Annotated in this window: 21 protein-coding genes and 1 pseudogene; 14 read left to right on the top strand and 8 right to left on the bottom strand. The window is 71.7% G+C overall.

What is annotated here, in order from left to right:
• The first annotated feature begins 10 nt into the window (after nt 1-10).
• Nucleotides 11-1,615: an NCS1 family nucleobase:cation symporter-1 gene (locus J3P30_RS05480; protein ID WP_210479941.1), complete on the top strand. Its 1,605-nt coding sequence runs from the start codon at nt 11-13 to the stop codon at nt 1,613-1,615.
• A 1-nt stretch (nt 1,616) separates the two neighbouring features.
• Nucleotides 1,617-2,345: an aspartate/glutamate racemase family protein gene (locus J3P30_RS05475; protein WP_210479940.1), complete on the top strand. Its 729-nt coding sequence runs from the start codon at nt 1,617-1,619 to the stop codon at nt 2,343-2,345.
• Between the two features lie 14 nt (nt 2,346-2,359).
• Here the strand turns inward: J3P30_RS05475 and J3P30_RS05470 are convergent, their stop codons facing one another.
• Nucleotides 2,360-3,394 carry a helix-turn-helix transcriptional regulator gene (locus J3P30_RS05470; protein ID WP_210479939.1) on the bottom strand — a complete coding sequence of 345 codons (1,035 nt, stop codon included), beginning with the start codon at nt 3,392-3,394 and terminating at the stop codon, nt 2,360-2,362.
• Between the two features lie 88 nt (nt 3,395-3,482).
• Between J3P30_RS05470 and J3P30_RS05465 the strand changes: the two genes are divergently transcribed.
• The 3 genes from J3P30_RS05465 to J3P30_RS05455 all read left to right on the top strand — a co-directional run bounded on the left by J3P30_RS05465 (nt 3,483) and on the right by J3P30_RS05455 (nt 5,520).
• Entirely contained in the window at nt 3,483-3,959 is a 477-nt protein-coding gene (locus tag J3P30_RS05465; RefSeq protein ID WP_210479938.1) for a cupin domain-containing protein, read from the top strand.
• Nucleotides 3,956-4,360: a DUF1304 family protein gene (locus J3P30_RS05460; protein ID WP_210479937.1), complete on the top strand. Its 405-nt coding sequence runs from the start codon at nt 3,956-3,958 to the stop codon at nt 4,358-4,360. The genes J3P30_RS05465 and J3P30_RS05460 overlap by 4 nt, the downstream gene beginning before the upstream one ends.
• 107 nt (nt 4,361-4,467) lie before the next feature.
• Entirely contained in the window at nt 4,468-5,520 is a 1,053-nt protein-coding gene (locus tag J3P30_RS05455) for a zinc-dependent alcohol dehydrogenase family protein (protein WP_210479936.1), read from the top strand.
• A 70-nt stretch (nt 5,521-5,590) separates the two neighbouring features.
• On the opposite strand, the gene J3P30_RS05450 is transcribed toward J3P30_RS05455, so the two are convergent.
• The 3 genes and pseudogenes from J3P30_RS05450 to J3P30_RS05440 all read right to left on the bottom strand — a co-directional run.
• Nucleotides 5,591-6,637: a low specificity L-threonine aldolase gene (locus tag J3P30_RS05450; RefSeq protein WP_307807405.1), complete on the bottom strand. Its 1,047-nt coding sequence runs from the start codon at nt 6,635-6,637 to the stop codon at nt 5,591-5,593.
• A 49-nt stretch (nt 6,638-6,686) separates the two neighbouring features.
• Nucleotides 6,687-8,063 (bottom strand): DUF6421 family protein, encoded by a 1,377-nt coding sequence (locus J3P30_RS05445; protein ID WP_246852715.1) that lies wholly within the window; start codon nt 8,061-8,063, stop codon nt 6,687-6,689.
• A gap of 149 nt (nt 8,064-8,212) precedes the next feature.
• Nucleotides 8,213-8,716: pseudogene (locus tag J3P30_RS05440) on the bottom strand (DUF6264 family protein); the annotation flags it as partial.
• Between J3P30_RS05440 and J3P30_RS05435 the strand changes: the two are divergent.
• Both J3P30_RS05435 and J3P30_RS05430 read left to right on the top strand, forming a co-directional pair.
• Complete coding sequence (locus tag J3P30_RS05435) at nt 8,654-9,574, top strand: AEC family transporter (protein WP_210479935.1); 921 nt, start codon at nt 8,654-8,656, stop codon at nt 9,572-9,574. The pseudogene J3P30_RS05440 and the gene J3P30_RS05435 sit on opposite strands and share 63 nt — an antisense overlap.
• A 20-nt stretch (nt 9,575-9,594) precedes the next feature.
• Nucleotides 9,595-9,981: a hypothetical protein gene (locus tag J3P30_RS05430; protein ID WP_210479934.1), complete on the top strand. Its 387-nt coding sequence runs from the start codon at nt 9,595-9,597 to the stop codon at nt 9,979-9,981.
• Nucleotides 9,982-10,077: 96 nt separating this feature from the next.
• Here J3P30_RS05430 and J3P30_RS05425 read toward each other — a convergent pair whose 3' ends face one another.
• The gene (locus tag J3P30_RS05425) at nt 10,078-10,914 is read right to left on the bottom strand and encodes an exodeoxyribonuclease III (RefSeq protein ID WP_210479933.1); all 837 of its coding nucleotides are present in this window, start codon (nt 10,912-10,914) and stop codon (nt 10,078-10,080) included.
• A gap of 59 nt (nt 10,915-10,973) precedes the next feature.
• On the opposite strand from J3P30_RS05425, the gene pyrE reads away from it, so the two are divergent.
• On the top strand, nt 10,974-11,522 hold the full coding sequence (gene pyrE, locus J3P30_RS05420) for an orotate phosphoribosyltransferase (protein WP_210479932.1): 549 nt from the start codon (nt 10,974-10,976) through the stop codon (nt 11,520-11,522).
• 2 nt (nt 11,523-11,524) lie between these two features.
• Nucleotides 11,525-12,187, top strand: a complete 663-nt coding sequence (locus J3P30_RS05415; protein ID WP_210479931.1) for a hypothetical protein — start codon at nt 11,525-11,527, stop codon at nt 12,185-12,187.
• Nucleotides 12,188-12,196: 9 nt separating this feature from the next.
• Here the strand turns inward: J3P30_RS05415 and J3P30_RS05410 are convergent, their stop codons facing one another.
• From J3P30_RS05410 to J3P30_RS05400, 3 genes are all read right to left on the bottom strand, one after another.
• Nucleotides 12,197-12,994 carry an HAD-IIA family hydrolase gene (locus J3P30_RS05410; RefSeq protein ID WP_210479930.1) on the bottom strand — a complete coding sequence of 266 codons (798 nt, stop codon included), beginning with the start codon at nt 12,992-12,994 and terminating at the stop codon, nt 12,197-12,199.
• 119 nt (nt 12,995-13,113) lie between these two features.
• Nucleotides 13,114-13,992, bottom strand: a complete 879-nt coding sequence (locus J3P30_RS05405; protein WP_210479929.1) for a site-specific DNA-methyltransferase — start codon at nt 13,990-13,992, stop codon at nt 13,114-13,116.
• 18 nt (nt 13,993-14,010) lie between these two features.
• On the bottom strand, nt 14,011-14,973 hold the full coding sequence (locus J3P30_RS05400) for a quinone oxidoreductase (RefSeq protein ID WP_210479928.1): 963 nt from the start codon (nt 14,971-14,973) through the stop codon (nt 14,011-14,013).
• 57 nt (nt 14,974-15,030) lie between these two features.
• Between J3P30_RS05400 and J3P30_RS05395 the strand changes: the two genes are divergently transcribed.
• Genes J3P30_RS05395 through J3P30_RS05375 form a run of 5 tightly spaced genes read left to right on the top strand, consistent with a single transcriptional unit; the run spans nt 15,031 to nt 18,603 of the window.
• Entirely contained in the window at nt 15,031-15,750 is a 720-nt protein-coding gene (locus tag J3P30_RS05395) for a TrmH family RNA methyltransferase (protein WP_210479927.1), read from the top strand.
• Nucleotides 15,732-17,018: an adenylosuccinate synthase gene (locus J3P30_RS05390; protein WP_210479926.1), complete on the top strand. Its 1,287-nt coding sequence runs from the start codon at nt 15,732-15,734 to the stop codon at nt 17,016-17,018. The genes J3P30_RS05395 and J3P30_RS05390 overlap by 19 nt, the downstream gene beginning before the upstream one ends.
• Nucleotide 17,019: 1 nt before the next feature.
• Nucleotides 17,020-17,652 carry a GNAT family N-acetyltransferase gene (locus tag J3P30_RS05385; RefSeq protein WP_210479925.1) on the top strand — a complete coding sequence of 211 codons (633 nt, stop codon included), beginning with the start codon at nt 17,020-17,022 and terminating at the stop codon, nt 17,650-17,652.
• A gap of 30 nt (nt 17,653-17,682) precedes the next feature.
• Entirely contained in the window at nt 17,683-18,003 is a 321-nt protein-coding gene (locus tag J3P30_RS05380; protein ID WP_246853026.1) for a chorismate mutase, read from the top strand.
• A 30-nt stretch (nt 18,004-18,033) separates the two neighbouring features.
• On the top strand, nt 18,034-18,603 hold the full coding sequence (locus tag J3P30_RS05375) for a PadR family transcriptional regulator (RefSeq protein ID WP_210479923.1): 570 nt from the start codon (nt 18,034-18,036) through the stop codon (nt 18,601-18,603).
• The last annotated feature ends 56 nt before the right edge of the window (nt 18,604-18,659 follow it).

Below are 18,659 nucleotides of genomic sequence, written 5' to 3'. Positions count from 1 at the left end.
GAGAAGCCTCATGACCGCTCGAACCGCAGCGCCCGTGGAGGCGCTCGATCCCGCCCCTCCCACCGCCGTCCGGGTCGGGCCCGCAGACCTGGTTGACGCCGGCGAGCATCCCGCCGGCGCCGGCCTGGTCAAGCCGGAGTACCACGACCGCCTCACGAACGAGGACCTCGCCCCGCTCGCCCGTCAGCGGTGGGGGACCTACAACATCTTCGCGTTCTGGATGTCGGACGTGCACTCGGTCGGCGGCTACGTGACCGCTGGGAGCCTCTTCGCGCTCGGGATCGCGAGCTGGCAGGTCCTGCTCGCCCTGGTGATCGGCATCGTGATCGTCAACGTCTTCACCAATCTGGTCGCCAAGCCGAGCCAGAAGACGGGCGTGCCCTACCCCGTCATCAACCGGGCGGTGTTCGGGGTGCTGGGCGCCAACATTCCCGCGATCATCCGCGGGCTGATCGCGGTCGCCTGGTACGGGGTGCAGACCTTCCTCGCGGCGCAGGCCCTCAACATCGTCTTCCTGAAGTTCCTGCCCGGCTCCGCGGCGCTCCTCGAGGTGGGCTTCCTCGGGCTGTCGGCCCTCGGCTGGATCTCCTACGCGATCCTCTGGGTGGCGCAGGCCGCGCTGTTCTGGCGCGGGATGGAGACGATCCGGCGTTTCATCGACTTCGCGGGACCGGCCGTCTACGTCGTCATGCTCGTGCTCGCCGTCTACCTCGTGAGCCAGGCCGGCTGGGAGAACATCACCCTCGACCTCTCCGAGGGCTCGCCCCTCGGGTTCTGGGAGTCGATCCCGGTGATGCTCTCGGCGATCGCGATCGTCGTCAGCTACTTCTCCGGCCCGATGCTGAACTTCGGCGACTTCTCGCGCTACGGCAAGAGCTTCAAGGCCGTCCGCCGGGGCAACTTCCTGGGTCTCCCGATCAACTTCCTGTTCTTCTCGCTGCTCACGGTGATCACGGCGTCGGCGACCGTCCCCGTCTTCGGCGAGCTCATCACGGACCCCATCGCGACCGTCGAGCGCATCGACACCCCGTTCGCGATCCTCCTGGGCGGGCTCACGTTCGTCATCGCGACCGTCGGCATCAACATCGTGGCGAACTTCATCGCGCCCGCCTTCGACTTCTCGAACGTGAGCCCGAAGCGGATCAGCTGGCGTGCGGGCGGCATGATCGCGGCCGTCGGATCGGTGCTGCTGACCCCCTGGAACTGGTACAGCAACAGCGACGCGATCCACTACACCCTGGGCGTCCTCGGCGCGCTGATCGGTCCGCTCTTCGGCATCCTGATCTGCGGGTACTACCTCGTCGCGCGGCAGCGCATCGCCGTGGACGACATGTACTCCATGTCCCCCACCGGGCGGTACTGGTTCACTCGCGGGTACAACGGGAACGCCGTGTGGACCGTCGCGATCGCGGGCGCGGTCTCGGTGGCGGCCGCGGTGCTCCCGAAGACGGTCGTCGACCTCGGCGGCCCGGACGCGACCTGGCTGGGCAACTACAGCTGGTTCATCGGCTGCGGGCTCGGCTTCGTCCTGTTCTGGGTCCTCGAGCGGGTGAACCCGCGCATGGTCCGACTCGAGCCCGGTGAGGGCGTGAACGACGGCGCGGAGCCCCGCTGACATGCACATCACGGTGATCAACCCGAACACCTCGGCCGCGATGACGTCGCGGATCGGCGCGGCCGCCCGGGCCGCCGCGGGACCCGGGGTCGAGGTGGCGGCGGTCCACCCGACGATGGGCCCCGCGTCCATCGAGAGCCACTACGAGGAGGCGCTCGCCGTGCCCGGCGTCCTCGAGCAGATCGCGCTCGGGGACGCACGGGGAACGGACGGCTACGTCCTCGCCTGCTTCGGAGACCCCGGGCTGGATGCGGCGCGCGAGTTCGCGTCGGCCCCGGTGCTCGGGATCGCGGAGGCCGCCATGCACGCCGCCACGATGGTCGGCCGGTCCTTCTCGGTCGTCACCACCCTCACCCGCACGGTGGGGCGCGCGGAGGACCTCGTGCAGCGGTACGGCTTCGAGCGGGCGTGCCGGTCGATCCTCGCGTCGGACATCCCCGTGCTCGACCTCGAGGACGACCGGGTCCAGGAGGAGCTGACCGCGTTGAGCCGGCACGCGGTGCATCATGACGGGGCCGACGTGATCGTGCTCGGCTGTGCGGGGATGGCGTCCTTGCAGGCGGCCATCGCCGATGCGGTCGGCGTGCCGGTCGTGGACGGGGTCGTCGCGGCGGTCGGGTTCGTGACCGCTCTCGCCCGAGCAGGGGTCACCACGTCGCGGCGGAGCGAGTACGCCCGCCCGCCGCGGAAGGAGATGTCCGGCCTCCTCGCGGGGTTCGCCCTCGCCTGACCGAGGACTGGTCCTCAGGCGGCCGGCCTCAGCCGGGCGACGAGCTCCCCGCGGCTGCGCACGGCGACTTTCGCGAAGATCGACTTGAGGTGATCCTGGACGGTGTTGACCGAGATGAACAGCGAGGCGGCGATCTCGGCCGTCGACCGTCCGGCCATCACCTCGTGGCACACCTCCCGCTCCCGCGGCGAGAGACCGTACGCCGCCAGCAGCAGCCCGACGAGCTGGTCGGCGCTGACCGGCTCGATGACCACGGCCACCTCGTCCGCGTCCTCGCCGAGCAGGGGGCTGGCCGTCAGGGCGGCCCACTCGCCCTCGGCGTCGCGGATGCGGGCCGCGAACCCGCCGGATGCCGCGCTCCGGGCACCGCTCGCCATCACTTGCATCATCAGCGCGAACCGGGCCGGAGCGATGCCGTCCAACCGGTCCTGCCACTCCCGGGCGGCCGGCGTGCTGGACCGTAGCGTTCCGTCGGCGCCGACGACCACGACCGCCGGGCGGGCCGCCGCGGAGTGGCCGTGCGCCTCGCTCCGCACGGCGAGCCGGGTGGCGGCCGCCAGGGCGGGACCCAGCGCGGCCAGGTAGTCGGTCTCCCGGGCGGTGAAGTCGCTGCCGCACCGGACCATGCCGGCCGCGCCCCAGCAGACCCCGTCGGCCAGGAACATCAGCCGCAGCTCCTGGTCCACGCCCAGCGGCCGCCAGACGTTCTGCAGCCGGGTGCTGCGGCGCCGGTCCCGCTCCGGCAGCTCGGACAGCTTGGCGACCGTCGAGCCGCGCCGGGCCAGCCCGGCGAAGGAGTGGGGCTGGTCGGAGCCGTACTCGGACTCGGCCAGCCGCGGCTCGTACTCCACCGGGATCCGGGTCGGGCCGTTGGTCATGGTGCTGATCACCAGCGTCTCGGGGTCGATGGTGGCCCAGCAGGTGAGCTCGGTGCCGACGGAGCGGGCGACGACGTCCATGGCAGCGGCGTGCAGCTCGCTGACTCCCAGTCCGGACGCCGCGAGGGCGGCGATGTCGCGCCGGGCGCGGTGGGCCCGGTCCTCCCACATGGCTCCAGTATGCGACCACCGCGGGCGGCCGGACATCCCCAGAAATCTGGGATCGACGCGCGGCAGGGCCGGTCCTAGCGTCGCCGCCATGACGCATTCCGTCCAGTACTCCGCCGCCGGGGCCGGTGTCGAGCTGGCCGCTCCGGACGCAGTGCTCACCGTCAAGATCGACGCCGCCCACACCGCCGGCGCGTACGAGGTGTTCGAGGTCGACGCGCCCCGCGGGCCGGCGACGCCCCTGCACCGCACGAACTGGGCCAAGGCCTACTACCTGCTGCAGGGCCGGATGCTGGTCCAGGTCGAGGACGAGGGCTACGAGCTCACGCCGGGCGCCTCGGCGGCCATTCCGCCGAACGCCCTGCACACCTTCACCGTGCTCACTCCGTCCGTCCGGTTCCTGGCCATCAGCCAGAGCGACGCCATGGGCCGGTTCCACGCCGACCTGGACGCCACGGTGCCGCGAGACCGGCCGCTCGAGGAGGCCATGGGCGAGCTCCAGCAGGTGCTCGCCCGGCACGACGTCACCGTCCCCGGCTTCGACCCGCCCGGAGGTGGGTCGCGATGAACGCCGTGACCCAGGTCGCAGCCCTGGTGAACGCGCTGATCCTCATCGGCGTCGCCCCGTTGGAGATGTTCTTCTACGGGCGGGCCGGTGCACGGCGGTTCCTGCACGTCGAGACGAAGAACGTCGAGGACGTGCGGCTGTGGGCCTTCGTCGTCGGGTTCCGGAACCTGCTCGCTGCGGTGGGCGCCATCGTCGGGCTGGTCGTCCTGCAGACCGGCGAGGCGGTCGTCGGTCGCACGATCGTCCTGGTCGCCTGCTGGTACATGCTCCTGTCCAGCCTCGCCATGGCGGTGGCGGACCTGCTCGGCTACTGGCGACCGCGCGGGGGCAGCGTTCTGGGCACCGTGGCATCGAGCGTCCTGCCGCTCGTCGCACTGGTGGCATTCGCTCTCGCCGGGTGAGGAGGGAGACCGTCTCGCCCGGGCACGCCGCGAAGCAGGGGATAGCACGAGACCCCGGTCCTTCGGGAGCGGGTTTCGTCGTTCCCGCCAGCCAATAGGGTCGAAGGATGCTGGCGACGATCATCCACGGCGAACGCGACATCCGGGTCGAGGAGGTGCCGGATCCGCGACTCGGGACCGGCGGGGACGCGATCGTGCGCGTCGTGGCCGCGTGTGTCTGCGGCTCCGACCTCTGGCCGTACCGCGGTGTCACCCGGACCAAGCGGCCGTCGCGCATCGGGCACGAGTTCATCGGCGTCGTCGAGGAGGTCGGACCCGAGGTCGGCCGGGTGACCATCGGCGACTTCGTCATCGCCCCCTTCTACGACTGCGACATGACCTGCATCAACTGCCGCAACGGCGTGAGCACCTCGTGCCTGGACGGGGGCTGGTGGGGCTCCGAGGACCGGCGCGGCGCGTTCGCGGACGGCGGGCAGGGCGAGCGCGTCCGGGTGCCGCACGCCGACGGCACCCTCGCGGTCGTGCCCGGCGGGATGCCGGACGACGACCTGATCCCGGACCTGCTGACCCTGTCGGACGTGATGGGCACCGGCCACCACGCCGCGGTGAGCGCGGACGTCCGCGAGGGATCGACGGTCGCGGTGGTCGGTGACGGAGCGGTCGGGCTGTGCGGGATCCTCGCGGCCAAGCGTCTCGGCGCCTCCCGCATCGTCGCCATGTCGCGCCACGCGCCCCGGCAGGCCGTCGCGCGGGAGTTCGGGGCGACCGACATCGTCGAGGAGCGCGGCGACGAGGGCATCGCCCGCGTGAAGCAGCTGTTCGACGGGATCGGGCCGGACGCGGTCCTCGAGTGCGTCGGCACGGCGGAGTCCATGGACCAGGCGCTGCGCTCTGCCCGGCCGGGCGGCATGGTCGGCTTCGTCGGGGTGCCGAACGGCGGCCCGGAGCTGCCGGTCCGGACGATGTTCGACGACAACGTCGGCGTCCGCGGCGGCATCGCGCCGGTCCGCAACTACGTCGAGGAGCTGCTGCCCGACGTGCTGGCCCGCCGCATCCGTCCCGGCCGCGTCTTCGACCTGGAGCTGCCGCTCCGCGAGGCCCCCGAGGCGTACCGCGCCATGGACGAGCGCCGAGCGATCAAGGTCCTCCTCCGCCCGTGACCCCCGTCGAGATGCCACCTGGTGTCCCCATTTCCGCGGGATGACGACACCAGGTGGCATCTCGGGGGGATCAGCGGGCGAGCTCCTCGCGGACGGCCGCGACGAACGCGTCGACGTCCTCCTCGCTCGTGTCGAAGGAGCACATCCAGCGGACCTGGCCGGCGGCCCGGTCCCAGTCGTAGAAGCGGTAGCGCCGGCGGATCCGGTCGGCGGCAGCGTTGTCGAGGACCGCGAACACCGCGTTCGCGTCGCTCGGCTGGGAGAAGGACAGGCCCGGCGTGCCCTCGAGGGACTCGCGCAGGCGCTGCGCCATCGCGTTGGCGTGCGCCGCCGAGCGCAGGCCCAGGTCGTCCTCGAACAGCGCGAGCAGCTGCGCGCTCATGAACCGCAGCTTGCTTGCGAGCTGCATGCTGAGCTTGCGGAGGTACAGGATCCCCTCGGCGCGGTCCGGGTTCAGGACGACGACCGCCTCGGCCCCGAGCAGCCCGTTCTTGGTGCCGCCGAGGCTGAGGACGTCCACGCCGGCGTCGGTCGTGAACTCGCGGAGCGAGACCCCGAGGGCTGCGGCGGCGTTCCAGATGCGGGCGCCGTCCATGTGCACCGCCATGCCGTGCTCGTGGGCGTACTCGGTCACCGCGCGGATCTCGTCGACCGAGTAGACGGTGCCGAGCTCGGTGCTCTGGGTGATGCTCACGACGAGCGGCTGGGCCCGGTGCTCGTCGCCCCAGCCCCATGCCTCCGTGGCGATGAGTTCCGGCGTGAGCTTGCCGTCGGGCGTCCCGACGGGGAGCAGCTTGAGCCCGCTCACGCGCTCCGGCGCTCCGGCCTCGTCGGTGTGGATGTGGGCGGTGCCGGTCGTGATGACGGCGCCCCACCGGGGCATCATCGCCGTCAGGCCCACGACGTTCGCGCCCGTCCCGTTGAAGACGGGGAACGTCTCGGCGCGCTCGCCGAAGCTCTCCTTCACGACCTCCGCGAGCCGGCCGCTGTACGCGTCCTCGCCGTAGGAGACCTGGTGGCCGCCGTTCGCGTCCGCGAGCGCCGCGAGCACCTCCGGGTGCACCCCGGCGTAGTTGTCGCTGGCGAAGGTCCGGACGGCGGGGTCATGCAGTCTCACGCATACATCCTCTCCGATGCCGGAGCGGCCTCGGACCCGGCTGCTTCTCTCAGTCGCGCCCCGTGATCCCGGACGTCGACGCGAGGACGTCGCCCAGCTTCCTGCCGAGCGCCTCGTAGAACATCGAGAGCGGGAACTCGTCGTCGAGGACGGCGTCCGTCATCCCCTTCGGGGGCCCCGACAGGACCTCGTCCGGAAGCCCGCGCGCCCAGCGCGACGCCGGATGCGGCGCGAGCGTCCCCCGCACCAGGTCGTACGCCGCGAGCCAGTGCGCGGTCTTCGGGCGGTCGATCGAGGACCAGTAGAGGCCGTCGATCGCGTCGGAGAGCGCGACGACCGCGTCCGGGACCTCGGGCCAGTCGACCGTGAGGCGCGTGTCGGTCCAGTGCAGGACGTGCCGCTGGTGGAGCCAGGCGAACAGGAGCTGACCGCCCAGCCCGTCGTAGTTGCGCACGCGGCTGCCCGTGAGCGGGAAGCGGAAGAGCCGGTCGAAGAGGATCGCGTACTGGGCGAGCCGGGCGCGATCCCGGGTGAGGGCATCGGTGTCCTCCGCACGGACGAGGCGCACCGCCTCCCGGAAGGCCGTGAGGTCGCACCGCAGCTCCTCCAGCGAGTAGAGGAAGTAGGGCATCCGCTGCTTGATCATGAACGGATCGAACGGGAGGTCTCCGCGCATGTGGGTCCGGTCGTGGATGAGGTCCCAGAGCACGAAGGTCTCCTCGGCGAGGCGCTGGTCGCCCAGCAGCCGCTCCGCGTCCTCGGGAAGCTCGAGACGGGTGATCTCCGCGGCACGGCGGACGACCCGGCGGAACCGGGCCGCCTCCCGGTCGGCGAAGATCGCGCCCCAGGTGAAGGCGGGCGGCACGGGTCCCGTCGCGACGGTCTCGGGGAACAGCACGGCGGAGTTGGTGTCGTAGCCCGCGGTGAAGTCGAGGAACCGGATCGGCACGAACATCGGGTTGGAGAAGGACGACGCCTCGAGCTCGGCCACGAACGCGGGCCAGACGACCTCGATCAGCACGGCCTCGAAGACGCGGTCGGTGCTCCCGTTCTGCGTGTACATCGGGAACAGGACGAGGTGCTGCAGCCCGTCCACCCGGTTCAGCTCCGGCCGGAACGCGACGAGCGACCGGGTGAAGTCGGGCACGCCGAATCCGCCTGCGCACCAGGCCGTGAGGTCGGCGCGCACGGCCTCAAGGTAGTCCGAGTCGTGCGGGAAGAGCGGCGCGAGCGCCGCGACCGCCGCATCCAGACGCTCCACGAGCACCGCAGCCCGGTCTCGGTCGGCCTCCTCGAACAGCGCCCCGTCGCGCTGCTGGAGTGCGCGGAGCTCCGTCACGGCCTCCTTGAGCAGCGTCCAGTCGGCGGAGGCGGCGGGGTCGACCGAGCCGGTCCGGCGGGTCGTCCTCGTCAATGTCGCGTCCATCTCTCCTCCGTCGTCTCGGCGTGAGACCGAGGCTATTGACGGACCGGGCGCGCGCAGGTTGCGTCCGTGGTTCGTTTCGTTGTGCTCTGCGCAGCTTTCCTGCGCGGGAGGTCGACGGACGCCCCGGCGGGCGGGAACGGGAGCGGAGCTCAGAAGGTGGCGCCGGGGACGCCGGAGATGACGATGGCGGCGCCGAGCACGAACACCCCGATCGCCACGGCGCTGGCGACCAGGGGCACCCAGAAGGCCAGGCGGCGCTGTACGAGGAGCACGATCGTCGTGACGATGCCCGCGACGAGGACGAGCGGCGGCCCGATCAGGGCGACGAGGAACCCCGCTCCCATGAGGTCGCTGTCGCACTCGAACGCCGCTCCACAGGGGTCGCTCGCCATGACCAGGAAGGGCGACATGACGAGCAGGAGCAGGCCGAGGAGCACGGACAGCGACAGCAGGACGATCGAGAGGACGAGATCCCACGTGCGCACCGGGCGCGGACCGTGCACGGGACCCTGCGCGGCCGCATACGTCGTCATGGTGAGAGAGTAGCGGGGGAGGGGATCCCTCCCGGAAGAACGGAGCGGATCCCGGCGATGGTTGGTGTGCTCATCGGGTTCGCCATCATCGGGTCGATCATCGCCGTGGGCTACGCGATCGGGCGCGCCGGCCTGCTCGGCTCCGGCGCGAGGACGGTCCTCGGCCGCCTCGCGTTCTTCGTGCTGTCCCCGTGCCTCCTCTTCACGGTCCTCCTCGAGGCGGACGTGCGGAGCCTCTTCTCCTCGCTGCTGCTCGCTTCAGCCATCGCGGCGGTGGCGTCGGCGCTGCTGTTCGCGGCCGTCGCGCTGCTCCTCTGGCGGCGGCGGCTCCCGGAGGCGGTCCTCGGCTCGCTCGCCTCCGGCTACGTGAACGCGGGCAACATCGGCCTGCCGGTCGCCGTGTACGTCCTCGGCGACCCCGCGTACTCGGCGCCCGTCATCCTGCTGCAGCTGCTCGTCCTCGCCCCCGTCGCGCTGACCCTCCTCGACGTCTCCACCCACGGCTCCGTGTCGGCCCGGCGCATCCTGCTGCAGCCGGTGCGGAATCCACTGCTCATCGGCTCGGCGCTCGGCGTCGCCCTGTCCCTCGCGGAGATCCGTCCGCCGGAGGCGCTCCTCGAGCCCTTCGAGCTGGTCGGTGCCGCGGCCGTGCCCGTCATGCTGCTCGCGTTCGGGATGTCACTGCACGGGCAGCGGCCCCTCGCGCCCGGCTCGGGCAGACGGGACATCCTGCTCGCGACCGGCCTGAAGCTCGCCGTCATGCCGGCCGTCGCCGCGCTCGCCGGGATCGCGCTCGGTCTGGAGGGCGAGCAGCTCTACGCCGTCACCGTGCTCGGCGCGCTGCCGACCGCACAGAACGTGTTCAACTACGCCCAGCGCTTCGACCGGGGGCTCATCGTGACCCGGGACACCGTGCTGCTCACGACGGTGGGCTCCCTTCCCGTGCTCCTGCTCGTGGCGCTCGTCCTGCATCCCTAGGGGTGCCCTACGCTCGGTCGGTGCCCGCCGTCGCCGCCGTCCTGTTCTGCGTGATCCTCGCCGCCCTCGCCGTCTTCCAGATCGCGCTCATCGCGGGAGCCCCGCTCGGCCACCTGGCGTGGGGCGGGCAGGACCGGGTGCTGCCGCGGCAGAAGCGCATCGGGAGCGTCGTCTCGATCGTGCTCTACGCCGCGTTCGCGCTGCTGGCGCTGGAGCGCGTCGGGCTGCTCGACCTGCTGCCCTCCGCCGTGGATCCCGTCGTGCGGGTGCTCATGTGGATCGTGTTCGCCTATCTCGTGCTCGGGATCCCGCTGAACCTGATCTCGCGGAGCAAGCCCGAGCGGTACGTGATGACCCCCGTCGCGACGGTCCTCGCCGTGCTCGCGCTGCTGGTCGCGCTCGCCTGACGCCGGCCGGGCCGGGAACGGCAACGCCCACGACATACGGCAACCGGAGGCGGTTGCCGTTCGTCGCTGCGGTTGCCGTTCCGGTGCGCGCCTCGGTCAGAAGATCATCGGGCGGTCGGCGTCCAGCTCCTCGGGAAGCGCGATGTCCACGACGACCGGCACGTGATCGCTCGGCGCCGTGCCCTTGCGCTCGTTGCGGTGGATGGCCGCGCCCTGCACGAGCTCGGCGAAGGCCGGGGAGCCGAGGATGAAGTCGATCCGCATCCCCTCGTTGCGGGGGAAGCGCAGCTGCTTGTAGTCCCAGTAGGTGAACCCCTCGGGGACGAGGTCCCGCACGACGTCGGTCATGCCGATGCGCTGGAACTCCGCGAACGCCGCCCGCTCCGGCGGGGAGACGTGGGTGGAGCCGTCGAAGACGTGGATGTTCCACACGTCGGTGTCGAGCGGGGCGATGTTCCAGTCGCCCATGAGGGCGAGCGGCTGGTCCGGGTTCTCGGCGAGCCAGCGCTCGGTGTCCGAGCGCAGCTTCGCGAGCCAGTCCAGCTTGTAGTCGTAGTGCGCGTGACCGACCTCGCGCCCGTTCGGCACGTAGAGGCTCCAGAGGCGGATGCCCTCGACGGTAATCCCCATCGCGCGGGCCTCGGCGGCCAGGACGCCGTCCTCGCCCGCGGCGCCGAAGCCCGGCATGCTCGGGAAGCCGTTGGTGACCTCCTCCATCGGGAGCCGGCTGGCGAACCCGACGCCGTTCCACTGGCTCGTGCCGTTCGTCTCGACGTCGTAGCCGGCCTCCGTGAAGGCCATCACCGGGAACTGGTCGGCCCGGCACTTGACCTCCTGCATGGCGAGCACGTCGACGTCCTCGCGCTTCAGCCAGTCGACGACACGGTCCACCCGGGCGCGGATCGAGTTGACGTTCCATGTGGCCACCCGCATGGAGCCCACGTTACCCGGCGCCCCCGACGCTCTCCGGCGGCCGCCCTAGGCTGGAGCGCGTGACCGACGCGCGCGACCAGCTGATCGACTACATCCGCCGCGAGGCCGTCTTCCACGGCGACTTCACGCTGACGAGCGGCAAGAAGGCGAGCTACTACGTCGACCTCCGCAAGGTCAGCCTCGACCACCGGGTCGCCCCGCTCATCGGTCAGGTCATGCTCGACCTGATCGCCGACATCCCGGACGTCGCCGCCGTCGGCGGGATGACCATGGGCGCGGATCCCATCGCGTCGGCGGTCCTGCACCAGGGCGCCGCCCGAGGCGCCGCGTACGACGCGTTCGTCGTGCGGAAGCAGCCGAAGGACCACGGCCGCGGCCGCCAGGTGGAGGGGCCGGACCTCGAGGGCAAGCGGGTCGTCGTCGTGGAGGACACGTCCACGACGGGCGGCTCTCCGCTCGCGGCCATCGAGGCGCTGCAGAAGGTCGGCGCCGAGATCGCCGCGGTCGCGGTCGTGGTGGACCGGAACACCGGAGCCCGGGAGCGCATCGAGGCGGAGGGCTATCCGTACCGGGCGGCCATCGGGCTCGCCGACCTCGGCCTGGAGTAGCGGTGCCGGATCCGCAGGGCGCCCTCCCCGGACGGGCGCCCGCGGACCTCGACCCGGGGATGCCGGAGGCCGGGCGAGCGACGGCGGACGACCGCCGGCGCTCCCGCGCGGTGGTGCTGGTCTCGGTCGCGGTGCTCGCCCTCTCCGGCCTGGCGCTCGCGTTCTTCCTCGGCACGCGGCTCCGTCCGGCTCCACCGCCGGCGCCTGCTCCCACGTCCTCGTCGCCGACTCCCGCGCCCACCCCGAGCCCGACGCCCACGCTCGCTCCGGCGCCCGCGGGTCCCGTGCCGCCCGGCACCTACGAGTGGGACGAGCTCGGCGGCGGCGAGTGCATCGACCCCTTCGCCTCACCCTGGGACCGCGAGTTCACCGTCGTCGACTGCGCCCAGCCCCATCCCGCTCAGCTGGTCGCCCGCGGCACGTTCCCCGGGGACATCGCGGCTCCCTATCCCGGTCCCGACGCGCTGACCTCCGAGCTCAACCTGCTCTGCACCCGTCCGGAGGTGCTCGACCCCGTCGCGGCGGGGCAGTACGGGGACCTGCAGTGGCAGGCGGCCTACCCCGCGGGGGAGGAGCAGTGGCGCGAGGGGGACCGCAGCTGGTTCTGCTTCGTCTTCCGCGGCTCGGGGCAGCCGCTCACCGGAAGCGTTGCGGCGCCCGTCTAGCGGCCGACGTCACAGCTCGACCTCGACCGGCTCCCGGTGCAGCAGGTCGGCGACCGAGTCGATGACCTCGCTCGGCCGGAACGGGTACTGCTCGATCTCCGCGCGGTCGCTGATCCCCGTCATGACGAGGATGGTGTGCAGACCCGCCTCGATGCCCGCGACGATGTCGGTGTCCATCCGGTCGCCGATCATCGCGGTGTTCTCGGAGTGCGCGCCGATCCTGTTCATCGCCGACCGGAACATCATCGGGTTCGGCTTCCCCACGACGTAGGGCGTCTTGCCGGTCGCCTTGCTGATGAGGGCGGCGATCGCCCCCGTCGCGGGCAGCGGTCCCTCGGGGCTCGGGCCCGTCGCGTCCGGGTTCGTCGCGATGAAGCGGGACCCCGTGCTGATGAGCCGGATGGCCTTGGTGATCGCCTCGAACGAGTAGTTGCGGGTCTCGCCGATGACGACGTAGTCGGGGTCCGTCTCGGTCATGATGAAGCCGGCCTCGTGGAGGGCCGTCGTCATGCCGGCCTCGCCGATCACGAACGCGCTCCCGCCCGGCATCTGGGACGCGCAGAAGTCCGCCGTCGCGAGCGCTGAGGTCCAGATGGACTCCTCCGGCACGATCAGGCCGGACGCGCGGAGGCGGGCGCTCAGGTCCCGCGGCGTGAAGATCGAGTTGTTCGTGAGCACCAGGAACGGCGCGCCCTGATCCGTCCACTGCTGGATTAGCTCGGACGCGCCCGGGATGGCCTGGTTCTCGTGCACCAGCACGCCGTCCATGTCGGTGAGCCAGCAGTCGATGTCGTCTCGGCGGGTCATCGGGTCCTTCCGGGTCGAGCGGGTGCTGCGGACATCCGCCGTCCCGCTGCCGGGCGTGACGTGTCCGCAAGACCCGCGCCTCGCCTCCGACCCTAGCGAAGGCGGGTGAGCGCCCGGTGTCAGGCGGAGACGAACCGGAGGTCGTCCCCGAGGCGCTCGCGCATCACCGCGACGGCGTCGGCGCTGGAGTCGACCAGGACGAAGCGGCGGCCGAGCTCGCGCGCCGCCGCGCCCGTCGTGCCGCTGCCCGCGAAGAAGTCGAGCACCCAGTCGCCCGGCGCGCTGGACGCGGCGACGATGCGGCGCAGGACGCCGACGGGCTTCTGCGTCGCGTACCCCGTCTTCTCCAGGCCCGTGGGCGAGACGATCGTGTGCCACCAGACGTCCGTCGGCAGCTTGCCGAGCGCGGCCTTCTCGGGCGTCACGAGCCCCGGCGCCATGTACGGCTCCCGGTCGACCGCCGACGAGTCGAAGTGGTAGCGGGACGGGTCCTTGACGTAGACGAGGATCGTGTCGTGCTTGGCGGGCCAGCGCCTGGTCGAGCGCGCCCCGTAGTCGTAGGCCCAGATGATCTCGTTGAGGAAGCAGTCGCGGCCGAAGAGCCCGTCGAGGAGCACCTTCGCGTAGTGCACCTCCCGGTAGTCGAGGTGCAGGTAGAGCGTGCCCTCGGCATCCAGCAGCCGCCACGCCTCGGCCAGCCGCGGCTCGAGGAACGCCCAGTAGTCGGCGAAGCGGTCGTCGTAGGAGAAGGCCCGGCCCCGGATCGTCTCGTAGCTCGCGCCCTGGAATCCGACCCGGTCGCCGGTCGCCGAGCGGACCGTCCGGAGCGTGGTCCGCGACTGGGTGCGTCCCGTGTTGAACGGCGGATCGAGGTAGACGAGCCGGAACGCGCCGTCGGGCAGGCGGGCGATCACGTCGAGGTTGTCGCCGTGCACGACGAGGTCCGGCCCGTCGGGAGTCCACAGGCCGCCGGGAGCGGCGGGCAGCGGGTCGGACACGTGCCGACCCTATGCGGATCAGGGGAGAAGGAGGAGCTTCCCGGTGGTGCGTCGCGCCTGCAGGTCCTCGTGGGCGCGGGCCGCCTCCTCCAGCGGATAGGTGGCCCCGATCCGGACCGTGAGGCTGCCGTCCTGCACCGCGCCGAAGAGCTCGCCGGCCCGCCAAGACCGCTCCTCGAAGTCCCGCAGGTAGTGCCCCATCGTCGGGCGGGTGAGGAACACCGACCCCGCCGCCGCGAGGCGCTGCGGGTCGACGGGCGGGACCGGGCCGGACGCCGCGCCGAACAGGACCAGCAGGCCGCGCACGGCGACGGAGCCGAGGGACTCGTCGAACGTGTTCCTGCCGACCCCGTCGTAGACGACGTCGACGCCGCGTCCGTTGGTGAGCTCGCGGACGTGCTCCCGGAAGCCGTCGTAGCGCAGCACCTGGTCGGCGCCGGCCTCGCGCGACAGCTGCGCCTTCTCCTGGCTCCCGACCGTGGTGAACACGGTGGCGCCGCGGCGCTTCAGGAGCTGGGTCAGCAGCAGGCCGACGCCGCCGGCCCCGGCATGCAGCAGGACGGTGTGCTCGGGCCCGACCGGGAACGTCGACGTGGACAGGAAGTGCGCCGTGAGGCCCTGCAGGAGCAGGGCGGCGGCGGTGTGGTCGTCCACCCCGACCGGGATGGGGACGGCCTTCTCCGCGGGGACGAGGACGTACTCGGCGTAGGCCGCCCGCGCTTCGGCCGTGGCGACGCGGTCGCCTTCCCGGAAGCCGGTGCCGCTTCCCGCCGAGACCACGGTTCCGGCGGCCTCCCCGCCCGGGGTGAAGGGGAAGCGGACCGGGTAGATGCCGGAACGGTGATACGTGTCGATGTAGTTGACGCCGGTGGCGGCGACGCGGACCAGGAGCTCGTCCGGGCCGGGCGACGGGACCTCGACGTCCCGCAGCTCGAGGACCTCCGGTCCGCCGGTGTGCTCGATCACGATCGCTCGGGCCATCGCTCGTCCCTCCTCGGTCCAGGCCTCCAGCCTAGGCACGCGCCGTAGCCTGGGCGCATGGGGAAGCCGCAGCCGAGCGTGGAGCAGAGCACGGCGGGCGTCGGGCCCTGGGCGGGCGAGTGGCCGACGGGCGAGCAGTACGACCCGGAGCTGCTCGAGCGGGGCGACAGCCGCAACGTGGTCGACCGGTACCGCTACTGGCGCATGGAGGCGATCGTCGCCGACCTGGACGCCCGGCGCCATCCGTTCCACGTCGCGATCGAGAACTGGCAGCACGACCTCAACATCGGCTCGATCGTCCGCACCGCGAACGCGTTCCTCGCGAGCGCCGTGCACATCGTCGGGCGCCGCCGCTGGAACCGGCGGGGAGCGATGGTGACCGACCGCTACCAGCACGTGACGCATCACGCGACCATCGACGAGCTCGTCGCGTGGGCGAGGGGCGAGCAGCTGCCGCTCGTCGCGGTGGACAACGTGCCCGGCTCCGTCCATGTGGAGGACTTCGCGCTCCCCGAGCGCTGCGTGCTGCTGTTCGGCCAGGAGGGTCCGGGCCTCACTCCCGAGGCGCTCGCCGCAGCGGACGCCGTCGTCGACATCCCGCAGTTCGGGTCCACGCGCTCGATCAACGCTTCGGCAGCCGCCGCGATCGTCATGCACGAGTGGATCCGCACGCACGCCCTGGGCAGAGCGGGCTCGGATGCGCGACGGAGCGCGCCACTAGGATTTAGGGGCTCAAGCGAGAGACGTGAGGGGATCACATGCCCGCGGTCGTATTGATCGGCGCACAGTGGGGCGACGAGGGCAAGGGCAAGGCGACCGACCTGCTCGGCAGCAGGGTCGACTACGTCGTCAAGTTCAACGGCGGCAACAACGCCGGGCACACCGTCGTCATCGGGGACAAGAAGTACGCGCTCCACCTGCTGCCGTCCGGCATCCTCAGCGACGGCGTCGTCCCGGTGATCGCGAACGGCGTGGTCGTCGACATCGAGGTGCTCTTCAACGAGCTGGACGCGCTGAGCGCTCGCGGCGTCGACGTCTCCCGCCTGCTGGTGAGCGCGAACGCCCACGTCATCACCCACTACCACCGGACCATCGACAAGGTCACCGAGCGCTTCCTGGGCAAGCGGCAGATCGGCACGACCGGCCGGGGCATCGGCCCGACGTACGCCGACAAGATCAACCGGGTCGGCATCCGGGTGCAGGACATTTTCGACGAGGGGATCCTGCGCCAGAAGGTCGAGGGAGCGCTCGACCAGAAGAACCACCTGCTCCTGAAGGTGTACAACCGCCGCGCGATCAGCCCCGAGGAGATCGTCGACGACCTCCTCTCGTACGCCGACCGGCTGCGCCCGATGGTCGCGGACACGTCGCTCGTCCTGAACCGCGCGCTCGACGAGGGGCAGACCGTTCTCTTCGAGGGCGGCCAGGCGACCATGCTCGACGTGGACCACGGCACCTACCCGTTCGTCACGTCGTCGAACGCGACGAGCGGCGGGGCCGCGACCGGATCGGGGGTCGCCCCGAACCGGTTCGACCGGGTCATTGCGGTCGTCAAGGCCTACACGACCCGCGTCGGCGCCGGTCCCTTCCCCACCGAGCTGCACGACGAGAGCGGGGAGTGGCTGCGCGGCCGCGGCTTCGAGTTCGGCACGACGACCGGCCGCCCCCGCCGAACGGGCTGGTACGACGCCCCGATCGCCCGCTACAGCGCCCGGATCAACGGCGTGACCGACTTCGTCCTGACGAAGCTCGACGTGCTGACCGGCCTCGAGCGCATCCCGGTCGCCGTCGCGTACGACGTCGACGGCATGCGGGTCGACGAGGTGCCGGTCTCGCAGTCGGACTTCCACCACGCGAAGCCGATCTACGAGGAGCTGCCCGGCTGGAGCGAGGACATCAGCGGCGCCCGCGAGTTCGACGACCTGCCGCGCGCGGCCCGCGACTACGTGCTCGCGCTCGAGGAGATGAGCGGCTCCCGGTTCTCGGCGATCGGCGTCGGTCCCGCGCGGGACGAGATCGTCGTCCGTCACGACCTGCTCGACTGACGTGACCGCCCGGGAGCCGGCGCGCGTGCCGCTCGAGGGACGCTTCGTGCGCCTCGAGCCGCTGACCCGCGACCACCTGTCCGGGCTCTTCCGCGCGATCGGCCGCCCGGAGGTGTTCGCGGGCGGCTACGGCGGCGGGCCCGCGGGATACCGGGACACGCTCGAGGGGTTCACGGAGTTCGCCGAGGGCTACTACCAGTGGGAGGGCGCGGGCATCAGCTACGCGGTCCTCCGGAAGGCCGACGGCAGTGTCGTGGGGACGACGACGCTCGGGGACCTCGACCTCGGGAACGAGCACGCGCACCTCGGGTGGACGGCGTACTCGCCCGAGGTCTGGGGCACCGAGGTGAACCCGGAGACGAAGCTCCTCGTCCTCGGTCATGCGTTCGCGAGCGGATTCGGCAGGGTCAAGCTCCAGGCCGATGTCCTCAACGAGCGCTCGCGGGCCGCGATCCTCCGCCTCGGCGCGGTCTTCGAGGGCATCACGCGACGCGACCGCCGGCGCGCGGACGGATCCTGGCGGGACGCCGCCGTCTACTCGATCCTCGTGGACGAGTGGCCGGAGGTCCGCGCGGGCCTCGAGCGCCGGCTCGGTTCCGGTCGGCCCGGGCGGGGCGATGGAGGCCGCGGCTAGGGTCGAGGGGTGAGTCTCTCCGACCAGCCGCTGAGCGGCGACGACCAGGCCGTCCTCGCCGACCTGCTCTCCCTCCGCCAGAGCATCGACAACATCGACGCTGCCCTCACCCACCTTCTGGCCGAGCGGTTCAAGTTCACGCAGCGGGTCGGTGAGCTGAAGGCCGCCCACGGGCTGCCCGCGGCGGATCCCGAGCGCGAGCGCCAGCAGGTCCAGCGGCTCCGGGCACTGGCGGAGGAGGCGCACCTCGATCCGGCGTTCGCCGAGAAGTGGTTCAGCTTCGTCGTCGCCGAGGTCATCCACCACCACGAGCGGATCGCCTCGTCGACCGCGGAGCGCCCCGCCGGCTGATTTTGGTATATTCCATTCGGAATAATTCGCATGGAAGAACCGTCGCTCACGCCCCTCGGCGTCTCCGCCCTCGCACTGCTCGAGGAGCGGCCGATGCATCCGTACGAGATGTACCAGCTGATGCTGCAGCGGAAGGACGACCGCCGGGTCAAGGTGCGTCCCGGCTCGCTGTACCACACCATCGACCGGCTCAGCCGGGACGGCCTCGTGGAGGCGGCGGGCACGGACCGCGGCGGCAACCGTCCCGAGCGCACCACCTATCGGATCACGGAGGCGGGCCGGGCCGCCCTCCTCCGTCGCGTCGCGTCGATGCTCGAGAGGCGCGGCGAGGAGTATCCCGAGTTCCCCCTCGCCCTCAGCCAGGCGCACACGCTGCCGGCCGAGGAGGTGCTGCGGCTGCTCGGCCGACGACTCGATGCACTCCGCGCCACGGCCTCCGCCCTCGACGACGACGCGCGCCGGCTCTCGGAGCGCCAGATCCCCGGGCGGTACTGGATCGACCTGGACCACGAGCGAGCGATGCTGCGCGCCCACATCGACTGGCTCGAGCGGCTGCTCGAGCGGATCTCCGCCGGCGACCTGGACTGGCAGAAGGAGTAGCAGTGGATCCGCACATCCGTCCCTGGCCGGCGCTCTGGTCGCTCGTGCTGGGGTTC

It is taken from the genome of Naasia sp. SYSU D00948 (assembly GCF_017916515.1).
Classification (GTDB): Bacteria; Actinomycetota; Actinomycetes; order Actinomycetales; family Microbacteriaceae; genus Naasia.
Note: the sequence above shows the minus strand (reverse complement) of the source record. Positions and strands in the feature narration are given on the sequence as shown.